Here is a 17,302-nt window from a genome sequence, read left to right as displayed (position 1 = left end):
CGGCTGGGATGTACAATGTTACGTTAACGACGGCCGACGGCCAAACTAAGACCGTGAAATTAACCGTCTTGGCTAACCAAAAGTCTATCTCTGCTAATGACTTCACCATGCACGTTGGTGACGCAACCGCAACAGTAGCTGACTTAGGCGGTAAGGCAACCGATATTGATGGAAAACTTGAGGCAGTTTCGGTTGATTTATCCGAAACTAAGCACACAAAAGTTGATATCAAAGATCACAATCAAAAAAAGATGATTTCAGGTAATAAGACAGAGCTACCTAAAACCGGGGAGCAACAGCACAATGAGATTGCTGAATCAGCTAGTTTAACCATACTTGGTTTAGCCGGACTTGGGCTGGGTCTACTTGGTTTTCGTCGAAAGAATAAACAGTAAGCACTGCTTTAAATAAAGCAAATCATGTCAAAAAAGACTCGCCGGGCTCAGTAAGAGTCTGGCGAGTCTTTTTGAAAGGACCATGTTAAATAAGAAAGGAATTTTACCCATGCCTAAAACAAATATTCTTGATAAGCTCAAGCCCCTCATTGAAACGCAGGCTCACATTCAGTCTATTAATCGTCAAGTGCAACAAAGACTCGGACATGATTTAAGTACGTTGTACATTCTGTCGTTGTTACAAGAATCACCCGTAGGAATTGGGGTTAAGGAGCTAGCGAAAGCACTGCAATTGAGTGCTTCTGCATTATCTATATGACTAAGTCTGAATGTCCGTCAAGGGCTACTTTATGTGGAGAATGCTCCAGATGATCGACGCGCAAAACGAGCCTACATCACCGAATATGGTGCACAAGTTTTGGCAGAGATTTCCTCTGAGGTAAAGCAAATCATATCTTAATATTGCCAGTTAATACTACCAAAAATGTGTCAATATTTGCTTTAGTAGCAATGAAGACTGGGTTTCATTGCTATTAGTGAAGTATCGTGAACAAAAACATTCATTATTTGAGTAAACTGAATAAATTAGTTTATTGGAGGAAAAACCAATGAAAATGAAAGGCAGTTTTTTCATTTTAATTAATTTAGTGTTCATTGTCGTTTTGGGATTTTGGAATTTCCCAATTGAATTTATTCTTAAAAATCAAAGTGGTCAAAACATTGGTATACTTGAGGTTCCCACTTTTGAATTATTATTGTTGGGTATTTTGGTTATCATTGGCAAACGAGCGTTTAAGGTTGTTTATGGATTTAGAGAAGAAAGTTGGTCAAATTGGTTTATTTTTGGATGGCCTTTACTTTTATTAGGGTTTGGTAATTTTTTTCAAGACAATTATGTTTGGAAAAATTTAATTAAGGTTCCATTTACCAAAATTTTGCTTATTGTCCTTTTAGCAACCTTGTCTGCATTAATCGTCAGTATGTTCGAAGAAGTTGTCATGCGGGGCGGTGTTTTCAATGGATTGATGGCTTTATCGCCTAAACTTGTAAAAACCAACATTTTAATTTCAGGCAGTATCTTTGGTTTATCACATGCGTTGAATTACTTAGGAAGACCTTTTTGGGATACCACCAACCAGATTGTTTATGCAATTGGCATAGGCGTTCTATTCACGACCATTTATTATCTCACCAGTAATATTTGGATTGTTATTTTGTTGCATACGTTTGTTGATACGACTAGTTTCATCTTTGGAATGCACCAATCATTGGTTGGCACTGGAACTGCAAGTTCGATTGATGTATCTTCCTTAATTATTTTAATCTTCGGAATTCTGTATTCAGAGTACCTTTTGAGAACAGTTAAACGATCTAAAAAGATAATTGGGTTACGTGCAGTTGAATAATTAAATTATTCAAGCAAATAAATCCGCCTAGTAATTGTCAAAGTGTTACCTTTGAATCTAAACGAAGTGACCTCTGCTTTAACTAATTATTACGCCGTCATTGGCAAGCTAGAGCTCTGAACTAACCGTCTTGACATCGAAAATTGAACTTGCTTTTTAACAGAAGTTTTGACTTTGAAATAGCGCACTCCCAGCGCCCGTTAAACAATGCCAGTTTATCTCGCTGTGGTTGACAAAACGTATTTTTCAAAATAACGGTACACTTTCCTCCCTATTTTCAATTTACCTACTTTGTATGTACCCTTCTCGCCTATTAAATTTCCCGTTGTTCTACAGTTTCAGAATTAAAAAATGGTCTGACCTTTATGTAATAAAGGTCAGACCATTTTTATTAATTACAGACATCATTTGCAACAAATGATTTTATTTTAATGTTTCAAATTTCTCTTCCGAAATCCGAATACACTCCCAATTGCAGTCAGTAATGACAATAACAATACGCCAATCAAATTAGAAGACTTTTGGTTTGTCTCCCCAGTATGTGGTAACTCTGAAGTTGTTTTAGGCGCTTTCATCTTAGTCTGCCCGGAAGCTAAACCACTCTTTTGTGTCGATAAAACTGTTGCAGGGCTCTTGGTCACCATCATCGAACCGTTTGAGGCTTGTTGACTCACTGCGGCACCAGTTCCAGAATCCATAACTGACACTGTTGAAGTGCCAGCACTAGTTTGTGAACCCATTTCCGGTGTTGATGTGTCAGGTGTCATTGTTTCTGGTTTCATCGTCTCAGTGATTTGCCCATTAGCAGACACTGTAATTGTGATATTCACTTCTTTTGTTGCGATTGAATTAGTTAGATCTGGTTTCCCATCCTTCATGCCATAAATTTTAACTGTTGCCCGATAAGTCATCGTGCCATTGGCTTTCAGTTGAGCAATTAGATCTGCACCGGTTTTCCCCGTCGTGTTCCCGTTCAAATCAACTTCATACGCAAATTGATCCGCATTTTCGCTAATTGGTAATAAAGCCGCGTTCTTTGCGGTGCCATTATCTGACCAAGGGGCACCGTCAGATGCGTTTAATAATAGCCGTGTTAACATCCCGTCTCCGCCGAAGGCGTTGAATGGAATGACTTGGTTAACACCTGCCGTAAATGGACCGGAACCGTCTGGGTTCGCATTTGCCAAGTAACTTGCTGGTACCGTGACACTGTCTTTAATGCCATCTGTCAGGCTAGCCAAGTTAACTGTAACGTTCTTAGTTGCGACAACAGTGGTTGGATCAGTCTTACTGTAAACTTTAACGGTTGCATCGTAAGCCATTTTACCGTTGGCCTTTAATTGGGCGATTAAATCCGCACCGGTTTTCCCCGTCGTGTTCCCGTTCAAATCAACTTCATAGGTAAATTGATCTGCATTTTCACTGATTGGCAATAAAGCCGCGTTCTTTGCGGTGCCATTGTCTGACCAAGGGGCACTATCAGATGCATTTAATAATAGCCGAGTTAACATCCCGTCTCCGCCGAAGGCGTTGAATGGAATGACTTGGTTAACACCTGCCGTAAATGGACCGGAACCGTCTGGGTTCGCATTTGCCAAGTAACTTGCTGGTACTGTGACACTGTCTTTAATGTTAGTATTTACTGCTTGTTGAACGTCATCACTAGTGACAGTTGGAGTGGTCAAAAGTTCAATATCTTTTGTATCAGTCTGCGCAGTCGTGTTCAGTGCGGCACTCGCCCCGGATGTTGCTTGGGTCGCAGGTAACCCTTGCGCCGATTCATTTGCCGAACTGGCTACCTGCAGAGAACTAGCGCTGGCCGTTCCTTCTGAAACCGATGGCAGAGTCGCCACATTTTGACTTGTTGGAGAAACTACTGACGCATTACTACCAACGTTAGCAGTTACTGACTGTGTTTGAGCAGAGGCACCTGTTTTTGTTGATGATGCAATCGAATTATCAGTGGTTGTTTCAGTAACAGCACCCTTAGTGACCACTGTAGTTTGTTCAGGGGCCGCTGAAACTGTATCTGCACTGGCGTTTAATTGGCTAATCGCTAAAACACCGGAAAGGGCTAAGATACTCAGACCGCTGGTCACCCATAACTTTCCACTTTTATACATTTTGTATCGTGTGCTTTTTTCTTGTGAAAAACTCGTACTATGCAAATTTTCTTTCAACATATTAAGACTCCCTCACAAAAATTCAGTATTAGTGTTTTTGAACACCACAACCATACCAAGAACATTAAAATTTGACTAGTTTTATTACTTATTTTTTTAAAGTGTCTATTTAAGAATTTTTTTCACATTCCTGATTAGGGACTGTGAAACATGCTTACGGACGTGATTCAGTCAGTCTTCAAGCTGAGTCAGAACGGTTACGAATTAGGGAACGTCAGGCCCAGGGCATTAAGTTGGCCAAAATACGTGGTGTCAGGGGTCGCCCCCCGCTCGTACTCAGCCACGGCTAATACCCTTCAAAAACGCTACATTTACGAACAAATCTGCGAACAATTACAGCAATCAACACTCAATGACTCTGCCATCGCCAGAACATTTGGCGTCTCACGGACAGTCGTTCGGTACATTAAGTCTGACCTAGTGACACTCCAACCTGGTCAGAGCTAACGGTTGAAAACAACAAGAATTGTGCTATTATCATGGTAGCAATTAAAAAGAGCCAGCTGCTTGCGACAGCTGACTCCACGTAATCACATTGCATCATGGGTTAGGCCATCACTTAGTGACGGCTTTTTTTATGGCCAAAAATAGCTTTACACTTTTCACAAATGGAAAGTGCTAAGCTAATGGCCGTGAGCGCCTGAATTAACAGGATCACCGCAAGCTAACCTCAATCTGTTTAATTGCATGGGCACCTCCTCCCACGCTGGGTCAATCTGAAATTGACCGTGAGGGCGCCCCTACAATCATGATCACCTAGCTATCATAGGAAGAGAACTTGCCTGTCTATTTGATGGCCAGACTCATATTTACCGGTTATAACAGTCCTAAAAGCCTTTAGTGAACTAGTTCGTCAACCCACCACCAGTTACGCCATAACACTGTCCTGTAACGTAACTAGCGTCATCACTTGCTAGATAAACATATGTCCCAGCTAGTTCAGCTGGCTGCCCTGCACGACCTAACGACGTCTGTTGACCAAATGAAGGTAACGCCGAGGTCGGTTGTCCGCCACTAACTTGCAGGGCTGTCCAGATGGGGCCTGGCGCCACTGTGTTAACCCGAATTCCCTTGTCGCCTAACTGTCGCGAGAGGCCCTGAGAAAAGTTGTGAATTGCCGCCTTTGTAGACGCGTAATCCAACAAATTGGGTGATGGACTATATGCTTGAATCGATGTTGTCGTGATAATTGACGCACCTGGATGAAGGTTCGGCAAGGCTGTTTGAACTGTCCAAAACATTGAGAAGACGTTGGTTGTAAACGTATCTGTCAGTTGCTTCGTAGAAATATCATTGATATCAGTCACTGCCTGCTGCATTCCTGCAACCATCACCACGATATCTAAACCGCCTAGCGCATCAGTAGCTGTTTGAACCATCAGCTTCGTCTCATCTTCTTTGGTCAAATCTACGGGAATCTGTACAGATCTACGACCGGCAGCGGTGATCTGTTTTTCGACTTCTTCAGCATCTGCCTGTTCGGCGGGTAGATAAGCAATCGCGACATCAGCCCCTTCACGCGCATAAGCAATCGCTACGGCTCGTCCAATCCCCGAATCACCACCGGTAATTAATGCCTTTTTCCCACTTAAGCGTTTGTGACCGACATAGCTATTTTCACCGCAATCTGGGATTGGCAACATATCCCTTTGCATGCCTGGATAGGGTTGGGATTGCTCAGGGAAATCCTTAGTTTGATATTTTTTTCGTGGATCATTAGTCATTGATGTCATGGCAAGCACCTTTCTTCACTTTTCGTCAGTCGAAACATGATCTTCATACCATTCTTTGGCTTGCGAAATTGCAATTGGAATCGCGCGATCATCAGGATATTTTTCGCGTTTGAGCGCATTGGCGATTTCAATTGCCTTATGACGTGTCTTTACATTCATATTTTTAAATGAATCCGGATATTCTTTATAAGTCCACGGCATTATCTCTTTCTCCTCACTTTACGTATACGTGCAATATCTGCTTTGAGTTGTCTTGTCCAACGCCAGGCGTTAATTCAACGCTTTCAATGCGACGAGTATCGTCTTGGGAACTACCAAGTGTATAGCCATGCTTACGCGCCAGTTCGAATAAATCTTGAAAGAAGAAAAATTGCTCGCTTGGCGTACCTTCACCCTTACCGAAAGGTGTTTTTAATAAATCATACGTATTGGCCTGTTCGTCATACCGTAATTCAAAGTCGCTGTCTGCGCCAAGATTAACGGTATCGCCGCGTTTCAGCCATAAAACCGGTGTCTGCTGTTCGCTGAATAAAATCACATCACTCATCGTTTATTCCTCCTTGGCATAAGCCAACCATCGGTGTGAAGCATCATTTCGGCGCAGCCTTTGTAATTCGGCGGCGTATTCCTGATACACTCTGCGCCACGGGTGTAATCGAACACCATCATCTTCCCCCAGCCAAGGCTTGCTACGACCCGAATAATGAATCATTGTTGGAAGCTGACGGGCCGCTTCTGCTAACCGTTCGCGCGCTGGTTGGGGATTAATTTGCTCTTTTCTTACTAATCGCGATTGTACGTTAAAACGTGGGTGTAAATAGCACCAGTTATCTGCCAAGACCGCGTTAAGAACATCTTGATCGTGATATACCAACTGCTCACCATGATCGTGAATGAATCGCCGCGCTTGCTCGGTAATATGCTGTGCTCGCCAGGCCTGCATATCAATTAACAGCAAACCGGAATTGAAATAGGTGTGATCACGACATGTAACCCCCATTTCGGCAAGCCTTGATACATAACCAGCATCTTCCACCGCCCCAACGACTTTCCCAACTAAATTGTTTTTCCACAATGGTACCAAGGATTTCTCACAAATCATGTCACAATCAAGATATAACAGGCGGTTGCTATGCGGTAACATTTGTGGCAAATCCAATCGATAATAAGCGGCTGATGGAATTCGGTTATCGGTGATTGCCGGCATATAAGACTTTTCATTAGGCGTCAAAAAAGTAATCTCATCACAGTTATCAAAATTATCCAACAAGATATCAAAGGAGCGACGATTAGCTGGCGAAAGATGATCATCAATAATTGAAAACTTAATGGCAGACGCCGAATTATTTTGCAAAACTGATAGTAAACATACCTGTAACGGCTCTAAAAACTTGGTATTAGTTGTAGCTGCGATGTGTAACTGTTGATTCATTCTACATTCTCCTTATAAAAAACAAGATCTAAAATGAGGGTTTACAGTACAAAAGTTAACCGTGACATTCAAATTTTCTGCTTTGATAATTCAATGTAAAAAAGAATCTTGTTCCAATCCTGAACTGCCCCCCCGAGTTGGAGAAATTCAACTCAGGGGGGCAGTTCACTCAAACGAAGTGATCGAATGCAAAACGATTTCACGCAATTCCCTCTTTAATTAAGAATTATGTTCCAAACTCTAATTTAGAGTACGCAAACATGAACCAGCAAATTTCAGATTTCGTCTAAGTTGCCTTAATTGATCTTAGACATCAGAAAAGGCGTCTTTCACCTTTTCCTCGCCTTCTTCAACGTTTTCCGCCACCTTATCGCCAGTATCGCCGGTGATGGCGCCCTTCACTTATTTTGATTTTCCCTCAGTTTGATCATCGAGATTTTTTAGTTTGAGCTTAATGTCGTCAATTTGTCTGCCATACTAAAACCTAATAATTATTTTTTAATTGTCAGTGACCTATTTTTCTTTCTTCTTGTTAGTTTGTTTGTTTTGCTCACGCCATTCATTTGCAGTTAACATGTCCTTTACATGCAATTTAATGGAAGTTACCGTGTATCCGGTCATGGAACGAACTGCCGCTGTAATTTTGCGCGTGATCTTGTCAAAGATATCATTGGCATCCTTGCCATATTCTAGCGTGCCTTCAAGTTCCAACTCGACGGTTTGCTTATCTTCGTCTACGTCAGCCGAAACCCCTTGTTCTGGCTTACTACCGTTTATTTGCGTCGAAATGCTGTCAAGTAAGCCACCTTTCAGTTCTAAAACACCGTCAACTTCTTGAGCCGTCTTACCGGCAATTTTTTCTAAAACATCGTTGTCAAAAACCAATTCCTTTTCCGTTACTGCTTCAGCCATCGCATTATCCTCCTTAAAAGTGAGTATCAGTTAGCAAGTCTAATTATTCAACTTGTTTTGCTTCCGGTGAATGTTGTGAATTTGGTTTGCCTTTCGTCTGTTCTTGCCATTCCCGTTTACTCATAACATCGTTAATATGAAGGTTCATTTCAACGACCTCTAAGCCAGTAAAGCTTTTAATGTCACGTACCACGCGACTTGTCACCTGATTAAACAGCTGCCGAATATCCTTACCATATTCAACCGTAGCATGCATATCTAAGGCAACTTGTTTTTGTCCAACTTCGGCGTCAATGCCCTGCGTTGGATCAGCTTGATTACGAAAACGATCAGTAAGGCCACTCAACATACCACCATCCAATGATAGAACCCCATCGACGTTACGTGCTGCTAAACCAGCGATTTTTTCGATTACGCCGTCGTCATAGCTCAATGTGTTCTTCATGTTCGTTTGTTGCGTATTTTCCATTATTGATTTCCTCCATAATTAAGTGACTTTAGTTCGACAAGAAACGATTGATACGCTGTTTAATTTCGGTACGATCCAGTCGCAAATATTTTCCGACCAAACCACCAATAAGCGCCATTGCTAAAACAAGAACCATGCTCCAAAATCCGTCAATAATCCATGCTAGTCCCAGTGCTAAGCCAACAATTGTGCCAAACATCATTCGATTCATCAGCTCACTCCCTTCGCCTAAACCACGCGTGCTTTCATTTTTGTCGCTGTAATTGGAACCACATTGATTTTCTGCCGCCCAAGCGTGAAGTTCAAGCTATCAGCTAAATATGTTTGCACAACTTGAAGAATCTCACCGCCCAGTGTTTCAAACTGAGCGTCTCCCGCGGCAATAGCATTGACGTGAACGTCAGCACGGCGTTTTCGATTATGCAGACGCAATTGTACTTCAGGGCGGCTAACGCCAACTACATCAGCAATTCTACGTTGCAAATCTTTTTCCATCGCCGAAACTGGTAGTGTGACCTCACCGCGTTCACCTTGTAATCGAACTGCATTAACGGTTCGGGCCTTAAACAGACTAATCAGCAAAAGTAGTAAGCCTGTGATCATCGTGATGATGCCAAAGATAACGAAAATCATTTGACTCACCCGTGGATTAATCATTATGACATTTGTTAACCACTTCGAGAGCGGTTTTATGTCCACGCTGGTGATAACCAACACACCACCGTCTAGCAATGTGATCAGTCCGGCTAGACCAACCATCCATTTGCTAAAAAGTTTCATTCCAATGTGCCTCCTTCCTTTTGTTTAGACACATTTTATACGATTCATCAGAAAGCATTCAAAGAATGCGCTTACCATTTAGTAAACAGCACATCGGGGGCTCGGATCCGCGTCAAGTAGACAGTCAAATAATTAAAATAGTTTTCATGCGACGGCATGATCTCGATAACGCATCAGGGTCATGCCGTTTAGTATAAGAGGCCTGATGTTGTTTCATCCAGTTTAATACTTGTTGTTTAAAGGGGCTAGAATATCGACGGTGTGTAAGCTGAACCTGTAGTCCCTTTGAGCCGTGAATTTGAAATTGTTTGACCCACCCTCGAATAGTTCTTGCCTGTGGAATGTGATATTTAATGTCCAAGGTTGGACTACTAATTCCGCTTAAAAATTCGGCTACAACACGTGCCTTAAAATCATAATTATATTTAGCCATAGTAAAACCCCCAGGGTTGGATTTTGTCCAATTCTGGGGGTTCACTTCAATGCATTATTTCACCGGAGGTTCTTTTTAATATTCATGGGTTTTATTTCTAAGCACTCTAGGAATTTGTACAACATATAAAACAACGCCAATGATAAGCCATATGCTAGTATTTATAATTGTTTCCACCACTGACCCGTTCGAAAATGATAACCAGTTTATGAAACTATACAGTGGAAACATCTTACTGACAACTTGCAACCACATTGGATATTCAGACACTAAAATCAATGCTCCAGACACAAGAACTAAAAGTGACGAAATTAGGTTTGTAAAAAAATAAGGATTCTTCATTTCCCAGGACACGCACCATGAAGTGAATCCCAAAATAGCGCCGACTACACAAATAGGTACAATCAATAGATACGCACGAAACACTAAATGCAAAGGAGCTTTAACTAGAAATAATAATGTTGTGTTTACCGAAGCCAAAATAATACCAGGTACTATTGCAGCCAAAAACTTGTTACCCCAATATCGAATACTATATGGTTTTTTTGAAATCAGTTCTATGTCAATTTTTAATCTGGCATCAGTAACTAAAAGTTGGGACATAGATTGAAGACTTAACGTTGCTCCTTCAATAACAATTGAGCCGAGTGCGACTCTCCATGCAGCTACATTTTCATACTCACCACTAATTAAAATTAACAAAAGTAAATTTGCAACCGGTAAAAGCAGAAAATAAATTACTCTAGTTCGCCAGTTAGACAAAAAAGAAAGATTTGAGAATTGAGTATGCATTTAAATCACCTTCAATGTCCCTTTCTCTTTGCTTAGATCATTTATTCTACGAACGACTAATAAAATGATCACGATCCAGATCCCAAAACTAGTTAAAAATGCCAGCCAGCTAAGTGAGGAAGAACGACCAGTAAGTCTGGCAACTGGTGCTGTGATTGGAATAACCCATTGAGTAACATTCGTGAGCGGATTGAGGATTTTTTCACTACCAAACAATCCAGAAAGAAGAATAATGGGTAAGTTAATCAGTTCTTCATAAACTAAGGCATTGGGTGTAAGCGTAAAAAAAGAAGCAATTAAAATGCCCATAAGTGCTGCCCCCGCCCACAAAAATAGTACAGAAATCACCAACGATAATGATATAGATCCAACCGATACCGAAAGAATTTTAGCCATTACAAACGAAATTGGAAACGAAGTCAATCCATAACTTGAAGCTGGTAGTAACAGCGCAATAAGTGACCCGCGTTCATCATATTGTGTATTAAGAAGATATGGCAACGTCCCCTGGAAACGCTGAAATCCGATGCTACCAGCGGCGGTTGTGGTAGAAGACCAAAGGCCAAAAACCCCGCTCTTTATCCAAATTTGGGAATCTGCAAGATCATGATTAGCATAAGCTACAATGTACTGTAGAAAAAAAATTGAAACGGTGCTAGTTATTGTGAGCCAAAAAAAATAATGATTTGAAACATATTGTTTGAGATGAAAAAGATAAATTCGAAAGAATCTCATTTTACATTTCTCCTTAGCATCGGCGCTAATGCGAGGTAAGATTCCTCAAGTGTTGCAGGCCGGTCAATGTGTTGAACATTCGAGCTTTCAACTATTTCTTCAACAGTTCCTGTAGCAAAAACCTTTCCAGCTCCTAGTAAAATGATTTTATCCGCTAAAGATTCAACTTCTGACATTGTGTGACTGGTCAAAAGAACTGCAACTCCGGAATCTGCAAGATTACTAATTGTCTCTCGAATACTGGTTGCAATTTCAACATCAAGTCCACTCGTTGGTTCGTCTAATAGTAGTAATTCTGGTTTACCTAATAATGAACGCGCAATATGCAAACGTTGTGTCATTCCCTTGGAAAAAAATTGCACCTTTTTGTTTGCCACATCAGTTAGATTTACAAGTTTCAAAACTCTGTGGATTTCTTCTCGTTGTTGACGGTAAGGAATCATTGCTAAATCCGAAAAAAATCGTAAGTTCTCCATTGCAGATGATCGGCCATAAAATCCAAGATCACCCCCAAAAGATACACCAATTCGAGGTCTCTTTCTGGAAGTGATAATATTTTGACCATCCATAATCACCTCACCTGATGTCGGACGCAAATAACCTCCAATTATCGAAACGGTCGTCGTTTTGCCAGCACCATTTGGGCCAAGCAATGACACAATCTCCCCTGAATTAATTGAGAAAGAAACATCAACAAGTGCGTCAAAGTCTACCTGACCTTCAGTATATTTCTTTGACAAATGATTTACAGAAAGCAATTCTTCCATGTTGTTACCTCTATCAATCTTCAAATTCAAATGACTTCTCAATAATTAATCGAGCTTCAGTCTCAGCCTTTTTGTTATCTTTAAGCTTCACATAACAGCTGATTAAAATCCGCCGTGCATCAATAATACCGTCTAAATTTCCAATTTTGCTTTGTTCGTCAACAGCGGTTTTTAAATGAACAATCGCATCTTCATAATTTTTACATAGATACTCGGTATACCCCAAAGTATTATAGGCTTCAGCGACATAATCTGTTGAATACTTTTTAACGTTATCTAAATTTTCCGTCGCAACGAACAAGGCTTGATCAAGATCATTGTTTGACACCTCAAGCTGAACCATATTAATCCCAACTTGTCCCTGGTACCGTCTTGCTTGACTAATTAAATCAATATTTGTCGATTCCTGTAAAAACTCTGAAATATAGTCTGCAGCGACAAGTAAGCTTGTTTTAGCAGAAATCCAAGATAAGGGCGCCTCTTCCATGACCATCCCTAATCCTAATAGGTTTTCAAATAAGGCAAAGTACAGCTTTCTTTCTGCCGATTTGGGTATTTCAATGCTGACCATTTGATCCATTAGCTGTCGTAAGTTTTTCGAATCATGAAACCGTTTCATTTTAGAAACGATTAGTCGATGATACCCCGTAATTACGTGGTTTACATCAGGTGCCTTTTTAATGGCTGCACTGAAAAAATCATAGGCATCCTTTTTTTTCACGCGATGCAACTGCAGTACCGCTGTAAATCAACGCTTCATATGAACCTTTACTAAGGATTTCCTGTTTTCTCTGTAAAACTGCTTGAACAACAGAATCATAATCACCCGTAATCAAAACCACGGCATCAAGCAAATAATGAAGTTTATCAATATTGAATTTCATTAAATCATCAAGAATTTCATTAGATGTTGGAAGTGTCACATCGATCTTATCTGAATTCCAAGCTGCAAACTCTCTGGGACTCTCGGTAAAACGCACGCCTAAATCATTCAAAAAGAAAGGAGCCCGCGAAGATCTCTCCTCAAACGGAACTCCTTTCAGTAAGGCAGCTGCTACTTCAAGACGCTCAGAGAATGCAGTATTTTCATACTTACTCGAATTAAGCTTGTTCAAGGCAGTTTCGACATATGTTTTCAAATACATAACCATTCTCCTACTTCCTGATTTTATCCATTAACATTGTGAAGTGAGTGTTTATCCATGTGCCCATGTTGTCATAGCTTCACCAAACACAGCATTATGTTGGTTTTGAACTTTCTCAATAGCTTCAGCGATAGTGGCTTCTACTTTAGTTTGTAATTCTTTCGCAGTCATAGATATCACTTCCCTCCAATTTGATTTTGGACAATGAATCAGCTGATTCACATGTTATCTTAATCTTTTTTATCACTAAACAGCAACCAAAATTTAAATTTATTTGTTATTTTGTTCATTTTTTATCAAATCTTTTTCGTTTAACCTAATTAATCTTTTACACTGCATCACTCGGCATATTTATGAACTATGTTGTTGCGCCTCTGTAAAATCAAGCCAATAAGACATTAGCAAAGCATAGTCAACAACTGTTAAGTTGTTGACTATGCTTTGCTAAAACTAGATTAAAACGCCAAACGTTTCTTTGATCCATTTTTGATAATGTTTGGCCAGAACCATATCCAATTTAGTTTCATTCTCATTAAAATTATTTCACTGTGAATTCCGGGTTCTCGTGAATGTTGCCAACAATAAGCAACCTTTTTCTAAATTCATAATCACCAGCATAATCACCGGTCTTGACGATGAATGGCTTGTCAACGAATGACTTTAGCAATTTTAGTAATCCCGAACGTACGGGTTGAACAATGTCTCCTTCATAGATTTCTTTGCCGTTGATATCGTGCAGTCCTGTGTATTGTTCAAACAACAGTCGCTCTTCAATTTCTGCTTGGCCACTGTAGTGTTCGACTTTGGAACAATCCTTAACATTCTGCCCACGTACATAATAAATTTTCCACCTAAAATTACCGTATTTGTCAGTCCCGTCGGGTTCCGAAACCATTGAGGTAACATTCATCAACTTATGGATCACTTTGTCCCACGCCCGGTACTTGATTTCTCGTATCGTTACTCTTCCTTTTCGATCAATCCACAAACTTTCTTCCATCTTTAATATCCTCCATGGATCATACCCAGCCACATTTTTTACCGGTGCATGTTGTTAGACGTTGTATCGCACCGGTTGCTTTTCACTCCGCTCAGACAGTTCGCCTGATCTCATTTCCACGCTTTCAATTTCTGAAAATCGCTGGGCATAACGTGGGCTCAACAGTTTCTTAAGCCAGGCACTTTGTAACATGATGGGCTAACCAATAGACGATACGTGTGCGATAACCGATCACGATTTGATTCTCTTCATCGATTCTGTCGAGGACCATTGACCACGGCGTTGCAACTTTTTGCTGTCCTAGATGCTGTCCTAACCCGAAAAGAATCACCGCAATAACGAAGAAGGCAAAACCACCCGTTAGCATCGACACCGCTTCAGCATTTGATTGCACAATGAGTGAATGCGGAATCGTGACGCCTTTGTTTCCTGCAATTGCACCCGGTACCGATAAAGCAACACCAATGAACATGTATAGGATGGCGATCCCGTGTAACACTTCAGTTAGTGAACTACTCGGCCATAAATGACCGAGCTTCTGGGAACACTGCTGACTTACACAATAGTGAATAGCACGACATGCTGCGGTTACAGCTATTAACCACGGCGCATTCCGAGCCTCGAGAGTCTTTTGATTTGTTGGCTTGGTTTTCGCTAAAAAAACGCCATTCAATTGAATGGCGTTTTTCGTAGACCACTTATTATATATAATTATTTAATTGTTATGATTATATGCCCATACAGTCAATGGTGCAAAAACAATCACGATCCCCATTCCGAATATTAATACGATCCAAACTGCATTAGTCAATGAGCCATTAGTTAGCATTTGCCGAATTGCCTTAATCACGTAGGTCACTGGATTTAAATTTGCTAACACGTGCATCACTTTTGGTAACGTATTTAATGGAATAAAAGCATTCGATAAAAATGACAAAATCATCATAACCATCATGGAAACACTTTGAACCATTGAAGAACTTTTCGCCAAAAGACCGAAAAAAGCAAAAACCCAAGAAAGCGACCATCCAATAAAAATGGCTAACGCTGCACTAGCCAAAACCCAACCCACTTCAACATTAGGCCGCCAACCCATAATATATCCTGTTAACAGAGAAACAATGGTTGCTACTACTAATCTGAGAACGTCCGCAAATAGCTGTCCTGCCAACGGTGCTATGTGATCCATAGGCAATGATTTAAAGCGATCAAAAACACCAGAATCCATATCCTCACGAATTTGAGCTCCAGAACCAGAAGCAGCAGATAGTAGTGTTTGAATCAGGATGCCGGGAACAATAGTTGGCAAATAGGCATGCACTCCGCCAGCGATTGCCCCACCAAATAAATATCCGAACAGTAGCATAAACATTACAGGTTGGATCACTACGTCCATAAAACGATCTGGGTTATGAAATGTTTTAAGTAAGTTTCGATAAGCCATTGTTACCGTATTTTCAATCAAGCTTCCACATCGTTGAATTTGCATAAGAACACCTCATTAATTCACTTTTTTTCTGTTAGTTCGAAAAACACATCATCTAAAGTTGGCTTTTGTATGTCGATATCCCTTACTTGAACGTTGGCCGTCTGTAATCTTGCTAGTAAGTTCATAACTTGATTAGCGTCCTTTAAATGGGCCGTAAGTTGACCGTCATTTACTTGAATTTGTTTGTCGATTTCTTGTGATAACAGCTGTTGCGCAGTACTTTTTTCTTGTTCTTTAACAAGAGTTAGCTTTAGCGTAACACCGCCTATTTCCTGTTTAAGCTCATTGGGAGTTCCTATTTTGACCATTCGGCCATGATCTATAACTGCAATACGATCTGCCAGCGCATCGGCTTCGTCTAAATATTGTGTTGTCAAAACAATCGTGGATCCTTGATTCACCAGGTTTCGAATCGTTTTCCACATTTGTGTGCGTGTTCGAGGATCCAAGCCAGTAGTTGGTTCATCTAAAAAAATTAAAGCCGGACGAGTAATTAAACTGACCGCTAAATCCAGACGGCGGCGCATTCCACCGGAAAAATCTTTCAACGATTTTTTAGCAACATCTGCTAACGAAAATTCATCAAGAAGTTCCGCGGTACGATATTTTGCCTCAAATCGTGTTAAACCGTTTAATCGGGCGAAAATCATCAAATTTTCTTGTGCAGAAATATCCTCATCAACAGAGGCATATTGTCCTGTCAATCCAAACATCGACCTTGCTAATCGTCCTTCTTTACGTACATCATGTCCAAAAATCGTTACATTTCCGCTTGTTGGTTTTAGTAATGTTGTAATCATTCGTAATGTCGTTGTCTTCCCGGCACCATTTGGCCCCAATAAACCAAAAACTTCGCCTGTCTTTACAGCAAAACTCATATCGTTAACGACCGTACTGTCGCCAAACTTTTTAACGAGATGCTCTGCCGTTATTGCTGTTTTCACCTGCATAAAGATCCTTCTTTCTTTTTAATCAGGGTACCTGATAAATCAACATATTAAAGTACCCTGATTAATTTGTCAATCCAATTCTATCAGGAGGCCTTAATAATTCGAAAAATTACGTTACAATACTTTTAGAGGTGCAAATATGAATGATTTATTTAAACAAGAGGACGCAGCAATCACGTTAATTGAATTCGAGATACTTCAACATATTTCTGATGACGTCGGTAATCGTGAGCACGACCACCGCGAACGACAAATGATTTTTCAGGGTCAAGGGAAAATTTTATTAGCTTTAATGCAAGAAGACCAATTAGCTCAAAAAGAATTAGCTGAACGACTCAATTTAACTGCTCAATCAACCACAGAATTCGTGCGAAAACTTGAAAAAAAAGGCTTTGTTACAAGCTCAAAATCAGCGAAGGATAAACGAATCAATGTTATTAGCATCACTGACGCCGGAAGAAAAGAAATCACTAGTGGTACAAATCAAATTCCATCATTTTTAGCGGCTCTTAATAATACGGAATTGAATCAACTAATCCATATTCTAAACAAGCTTAATCAGCATATGTACGAAGAAATTAGTATTGCTAAACCAACGTGGTTCAATAAATTCCATCAAACAATTTTAAAACGCATGTTAGATCAACTTCATGCTGGTGAAAATAAATAATTATAATAGCT

The 17,302-nt window shown here is 40.4% G+C and carries 24 protein-coding genes; 5 read left to right on the top strand and 19 right to left on the bottom strand.

Annotated features, from left to right (window positions below; translation table 11 throughout):
• The 3 genes from ACKTR5_RS11235 to ACKTR5_RS11225 all read left to right on the top strand — a co-directional run.
• Window positions 1-395, top strand: a 395-nt coding sequence (locus ACKTR5_RS11235; protein ID WP_407881580.1) for an LPXTG cell wall anchor domain-containing protein, incomplete at its 5' end; no start/stop codon positions are given.
• Window positions 396-504: 109 nt separating this feature from the next.
• A complete protein-coding gene (locus tag ACKTR5_RS11230; protein WP_407881579.1) occupies window positions 505-714 on the top strand; it encodes a hypothetical protein in 210 nt (69 codons plus the stop codon).
• Between the two features lie 289 nt (window positions 715-1,003).
• Window positions 1,004-1,801 (top strand): CPBP family intramembrane glutamic endopeptidase, encoded by a 798-nt coding sequence (locus ACKTR5_RS11225; RefSeq protein ID WP_407881578.1) that lies wholly within the window; start codon window positions 1,004-1,006, stop codon window positions 1,799-1,801.
• Between the two features lie 428 nt (window positions 1,802-2,229).
• Here ACKTR5_RS11225 and ACKTR5_RS11220 read toward each other — a convergent pair whose 3' ends face one another.
• Window positions 2,230-3,984, bottom strand: coding sequence for an SSURE domain-containing protein (locus tag ACKTR5_RS11220; RefSeq protein ID WP_407881577.1), 1,755 nt, complete (start codon window positions 3,982-3,984; stop codon window positions 2,230-2,232).
• A 150-nt stretch (window positions 3,985-4,134) separates the two neighbouring features.
• Here ACKTR5_RS11220 and ACKTR5_RS11215 point away from each other — a divergent pair, with 150 nt between their 5' ends.
• Complete coding sequence (locus tag ACKTR5_RS11215; protein ID WP_407881575.1) at window positions 4,135-4,431, top strand: GntR family transcriptional regulator; 297 nt, start codon at window positions 4,135-4,137, stop codon at window positions 4,429-4,431.
• A gap of 398 nt (window positions 4,432-4,829) precedes the next feature.
• Here the strand turns inward: ACKTR5_RS11215 and ACKTR5_RS11210 are convergent, their stop codons facing one another.
• From ACKTR5_RS11210 to ACKTR5_RS11125, 18 genes are all read right to left on the bottom strand, one after another.
• Complete coding sequence (locus tag ACKTR5_RS11210; protein WP_407881573.1) at window positions 4,830-5,717, bottom strand: SDR family oxidoreductase; 888 nt, start codon at window positions 5,715-5,717, stop codon at window positions 4,830-4,832.
• 15 nt (window positions 5,718-5,732) lie between these two features.
• Window positions 5,733-5,918: a DUF2188 domain-containing protein gene (locus ACKTR5_RS11205; protein ID WP_407881571.1), complete on the bottom strand. Its 186-nt coding sequence runs from the start codon at window positions 5,916-5,918 to the stop codon at window positions 5,733-5,735.
• A 13-nt stretch (window positions 5,919-5,931) separates the two neighbouring features.
• Window positions 5,932-6,264: a hypothetical protein gene (locus tag ACKTR5_RS11200; RefSeq protein WP_407881570.1), complete on the bottom strand. Its 333-nt coding sequence runs from the start codon at window positions 6,262-6,264 to the stop codon at window positions 5,932-5,934.
• Window positions 6,265-6,267: 3 nt separating this feature from the next.
• Window positions 6,268-7,149, bottom strand: a complete 882-nt coding sequence (locus ACKTR5_RS11195) for a glycosyltransferase family 8 protein (RefSeq protein WP_407881568.1) — start codon at window positions 7,147-7,149, stop codon at window positions 6,268-6,270.
• Between the two features lie 513 nt (window positions 7,150-7,662).
• A complete protein-coding gene (locus ACKTR5_RS11190) occupies window positions 7,663-8,061 on the bottom strand; it encodes an Asp23/Gls24 family envelope stress response protein (RefSeq protein WP_407881566.1) in 399 nt (132 codons plus the stop codon).
• A gap of 43 nt (window positions 8,062-8,104) precedes the next feature.
• Complete coding sequence (locus tag ACKTR5_RS11185; RefSeq protein ID WP_407881565.1) at window positions 8,105-8,530, bottom strand: Asp23/Gls24 family envelope stress response protein; 426 nt, start codon at window positions 8,528-8,530, stop codon at window positions 8,105-8,107.
• Window positions 8,531-8,558: 28 nt separating this feature from the next.
• Window positions 8,559-8,741: a DUF2273 domain-containing protein gene (locus ACKTR5_RS11180; RefSeq protein ID WP_407881563.1), complete on the bottom strand. Its 183-nt coding sequence runs from the start codon at window positions 8,739-8,741 to the stop codon at window positions 8,559-8,561.
• 17 nt (window positions 8,742-8,758) lie between these two features.
• Window positions 8,759-9,310, bottom strand: a complete 552-nt coding sequence (gene amaP / locus ACKTR5_RS11175; RefSeq protein WP_407881561.1) for an alkaline shock response membrane anchor protein AmaP — start codon at window positions 9,308-9,310, stop codon at window positions 8,759-8,761.
• A 124-nt stretch (window positions 9,311-9,434) separates the two neighbouring features.
• Window positions 9,435-9,743 carry a hypothetical protein gene (locus ACKTR5_RS11170; protein ID WP_407881560.1) on the bottom strand — a complete coding sequence of 103 codons (309 nt, stop codon included), beginning with the start codon at window positions 9,741-9,743 and terminating at the stop codon, window positions 9,435-9,437.
• 75 nt (window positions 9,744-9,818) lie between these two features.
• Window positions 9,819-10,535, bottom strand: coding sequence for an ABC transporter permease (locus ACKTR5_RS11165; RefSeq protein WP_407881558.1), 717 nt, complete (start codon window positions 10,533-10,535; stop codon window positions 9,819-9,821).
• A complete protein-coding gene (locus tag ACKTR5_RS11160) occupies window positions 10,536-11,270 on the bottom strand; it encodes a multidrug ABC transporter permease (protein WP_407881556.1) in 735 nt (244 codons plus the stop codon).
• Complete coding sequence (locus ACKTR5_RS11155) at window positions 11,267-12,037, bottom strand: ABC transporter ATP-binding protein (protein WP_407881554.1); 771 nt, start codon at window positions 12,035-12,037, stop codon at window positions 11,267-11,269. The genes ACKTR5_RS11160 and ACKTR5_RS11155 overlap by 4 nt, the downstream gene beginning before the upstream one ends.
• Before the next feature lie 13 nt (window positions 12,038-12,050).
• On the bottom strand, window positions 12,051-12,758 hold the full coding sequence (locus tag ACKTR5_RS11150) for a hypothetical protein (protein ID WP_407881552.1): 708 nt from the start codon (window positions 12,756-12,758) through the stop codon (window positions 12,051-12,053).
• Window positions 12,736-13,182, bottom strand: a complete 447-nt coding sequence (locus tag ACKTR5_RS11145) for a hypothetical protein (protein ID WP_407881550.1) — start codon at window positions 13,180-13,182, stop codon at window positions 12,736-12,738. Before ACKTR5_RS11145 ends, ACKTR5_RS11150 begins: the two co-directional genes overlap by 23 nt.
• Before the next feature lie 538 nt (window positions 13,183-13,720).
• Window positions 13,721-14,182 (bottom strand): YopX family protein, encoded by a 462-nt coding sequence (locus ACKTR5_RS11140; protein WP_407881549.1) that lies wholly within the window; start codon window positions 14,180-14,182, stop codon window positions 13,721-13,723.
• A 169-nt stretch (window positions 14,183-14,351) separates the two neighbouring features.
• Entirely contained in the window at window positions 14,352-14,654 is a 303-nt protein-coding gene (locus tag ACKTR5_RS11135) for a hypothetical protein (protein WP_407881547.1), read from the bottom strand.
• Between the two features lie 243 nt (window positions 14,655-14,897).
• The gene (locus tag ACKTR5_RS11130; protein ID WP_407881545.1) at window positions 14,898-15,671 is read right to left on the bottom strand and encodes an ABC transporter permease; all 774 of its coding nucleotides are present in this window, start codon (window positions 15,669-15,671) and stop codon (window positions 14,898-14,900) included.
• 17 nt (window positions 15,672-15,688) lie between these two features.
• Window positions 15,689-16,621 carry an ATP-binding cassette domain-containing protein gene (locus tag ACKTR5_RS11125; RefSeq protein ID WP_407881543.1) on the bottom strand — a complete coding sequence of 311 codons (933 nt, stop codon included), beginning with the start codon at window positions 16,619-16,621 and terminating at the stop codon, window positions 15,689-15,691.
• A 139-nt stretch (window positions 16,622-16,760) separates the two neighbouring features.
• Here ACKTR5_RS11125 and ACKTR5_RS11120 point away from each other — a divergent pair, with 139 nt between their 5' ends.
• Entirely contained in the window at window positions 16,761-17,291 is a 531-nt protein-coding gene (locus tag ACKTR5_RS11120) for a MarR family winged helix-turn-helix transcriptional regulator (protein ID WP_407881542.1), read from the top strand.
• Window positions 17,292-17,302 lie beyond the last annotated feature (11 nt).

Origin of the sequence: Furfurilactobacillus entadae, assembly GCF_045862745.1 — a bacterium.
Lineage (GTDB): Bacteria > Bacillota > Bacilli > Lactobacillales > Lactobacillaceae > Furfurilactobacillus > Furfurilactobacillus entadae.
This window is presented reverse-complemented; position numbering and strand designations above follow the sequence as displayed.

Coding starts and splice junctions, on each gene's coding strand:
- ACKTR5_RS11180 (WP_407881563.1), bottom strand. CDS start 8,741: ATGAATCGAATGATGTTTGGCACAATTGTTGGCTTAGCACTGGGACTA.
- ACKTR5_RS11215 (WP_407881575.1), top strand. CDS start 4,135: ATGCTTACGGACGTGATTCAGTCAGTCTTCAAGCTGAGTCAGAACGGT.
- ACKTR5_RS11200 (WP_407881570.1), bottom strand. CDS start 6,264: ATGAGTGATGTGATTTTATTCAGCGAACAGCAGACACCGGTTTTATGG.
- ACKTR5_RS11135 (WP_407881547.1), bottom strand. CDS start 14,654: ATGTTCATTGGTGTTGCTTTATCGGTACCGGGTGCAATTGCAGGAAAC.
- ACKTR5_RS11130 (WP_407881545.1), bottom strand. CDS start 15,671: ATGCAAATTCAACGATGTGGAAGCTTGATTGAAAATACGGTAACAATG.
- ACKTR5_RS11220 (WP_407881577.1), bottom strand. CDS start 3,984: ATGTTGAAAGAAAATTTGCATAGTACGAGTTTTTCACAAGAAAAAAGC.
- ACKTR5_RS11165 (WP_407881558.1), bottom strand. CDS start 10,535: ATGCATACTCAATTCTCAAATCTTTCTTTTTTGTCTAACTGGCGAACT.
- ACKTR5_RS11195 (WP_407881568.1), bottom strand. CDS start 7,149: ATGAATCAACAGTTACACATCGCAGCTACAACTAATACCAAGTTTTTA.
- ACKTR5_RS11185 (WP_407881565.1), bottom strand. CDS start 8,530: ATGGAAAATACGCAACAAACGAACATGAAGAACACATTGAGCTATGAC.
- ACKTR5_RS11230 (WP_407881579.1), top strand. CDS start 505: ATGCCTAAAACAAATATTCTTGATAAGCTCAAGCCCCTCATTGAAACG.
- ACKTR5_RS11190 (WP_407881566.1), bottom strand. CDS start 8,061: ATGGCTGAAGCAGTAACGGAAAAGGAATTGGTTTTTGACAACGATGTT.
- ACKTR5_RS11225 (WP_407881578.1), top strand. CDS start 1,004: ATGAAAATGAAAGGCAGTTTTTTCATTTTAATTAATTTAGTGTTCATT.
- ACKTR5_RS11125 (WP_407881543.1), bottom strand. CDS start 16,621: ATGCAGGTGAAAACAGCAATAACGGCAGAGCATCTCGTTAAAAAGTTT.
- ACKTR5_RS11120 (WP_407881542.1), top strand. CDS start 16,761: ATGAATGATTTATTTAAACAAGAGGACGCAGCAATCACGTTAATTGAA.
- ACKTR5_RS11145 (WP_407881550.1), bottom strand. CDS start 13,182: ATGTATTTGAAAACATATGTCGAAACTGCCTTGAACAAGCTTAATTCG.
- ACKTR5_RS11155 (WP_407881554.1), bottom strand. CDS start 12,037: ATGGAAGAATTGCTTTCTGTAAATCATTTGTCAAAGAAATATACTGAA.
- ACKTR5_RS11205 (WP_407881571.1), bottom strand. CDS start 5,918: ATGCCGTGGACTTATAAAGAATATCCGGATTCATTTAAAAATATGAAT.
- ACKTR5_RS11210 (WP_407881573.1), bottom strand. CDS start 5,717: ATGACATCAATGACTAATGATCCACGAAAAAAATATCAAACTAAGGAT.
- ACKTR5_RS11140 (WP_407881549.1), bottom strand. CDS start 14,182: ATGGAAGAAAGTTTGTGGATTGATCGAAAAGGAAGAGTAACGATACGA.
- ACKTR5_RS11160 (WP_407881556.1), bottom strand. CDS start 11,270: ATGAGATTCTTTCGAATTTATCTTTTTCATCTCAAACAATATGTTTCA.
- ACKTR5_RS11170 (WP_407881560.1), bottom strand. CDS start 9,743: ATGGCTAAATATAATTATGATTTTAAGGCACGTGTTGTAGCCGAATTT.
- amaP (WP_407881561.1), bottom strand. CDS start 9,310: ATGAAACTTTTTAGCAAATGGATGGTTGGTCTAGCCGGACTGATCACA.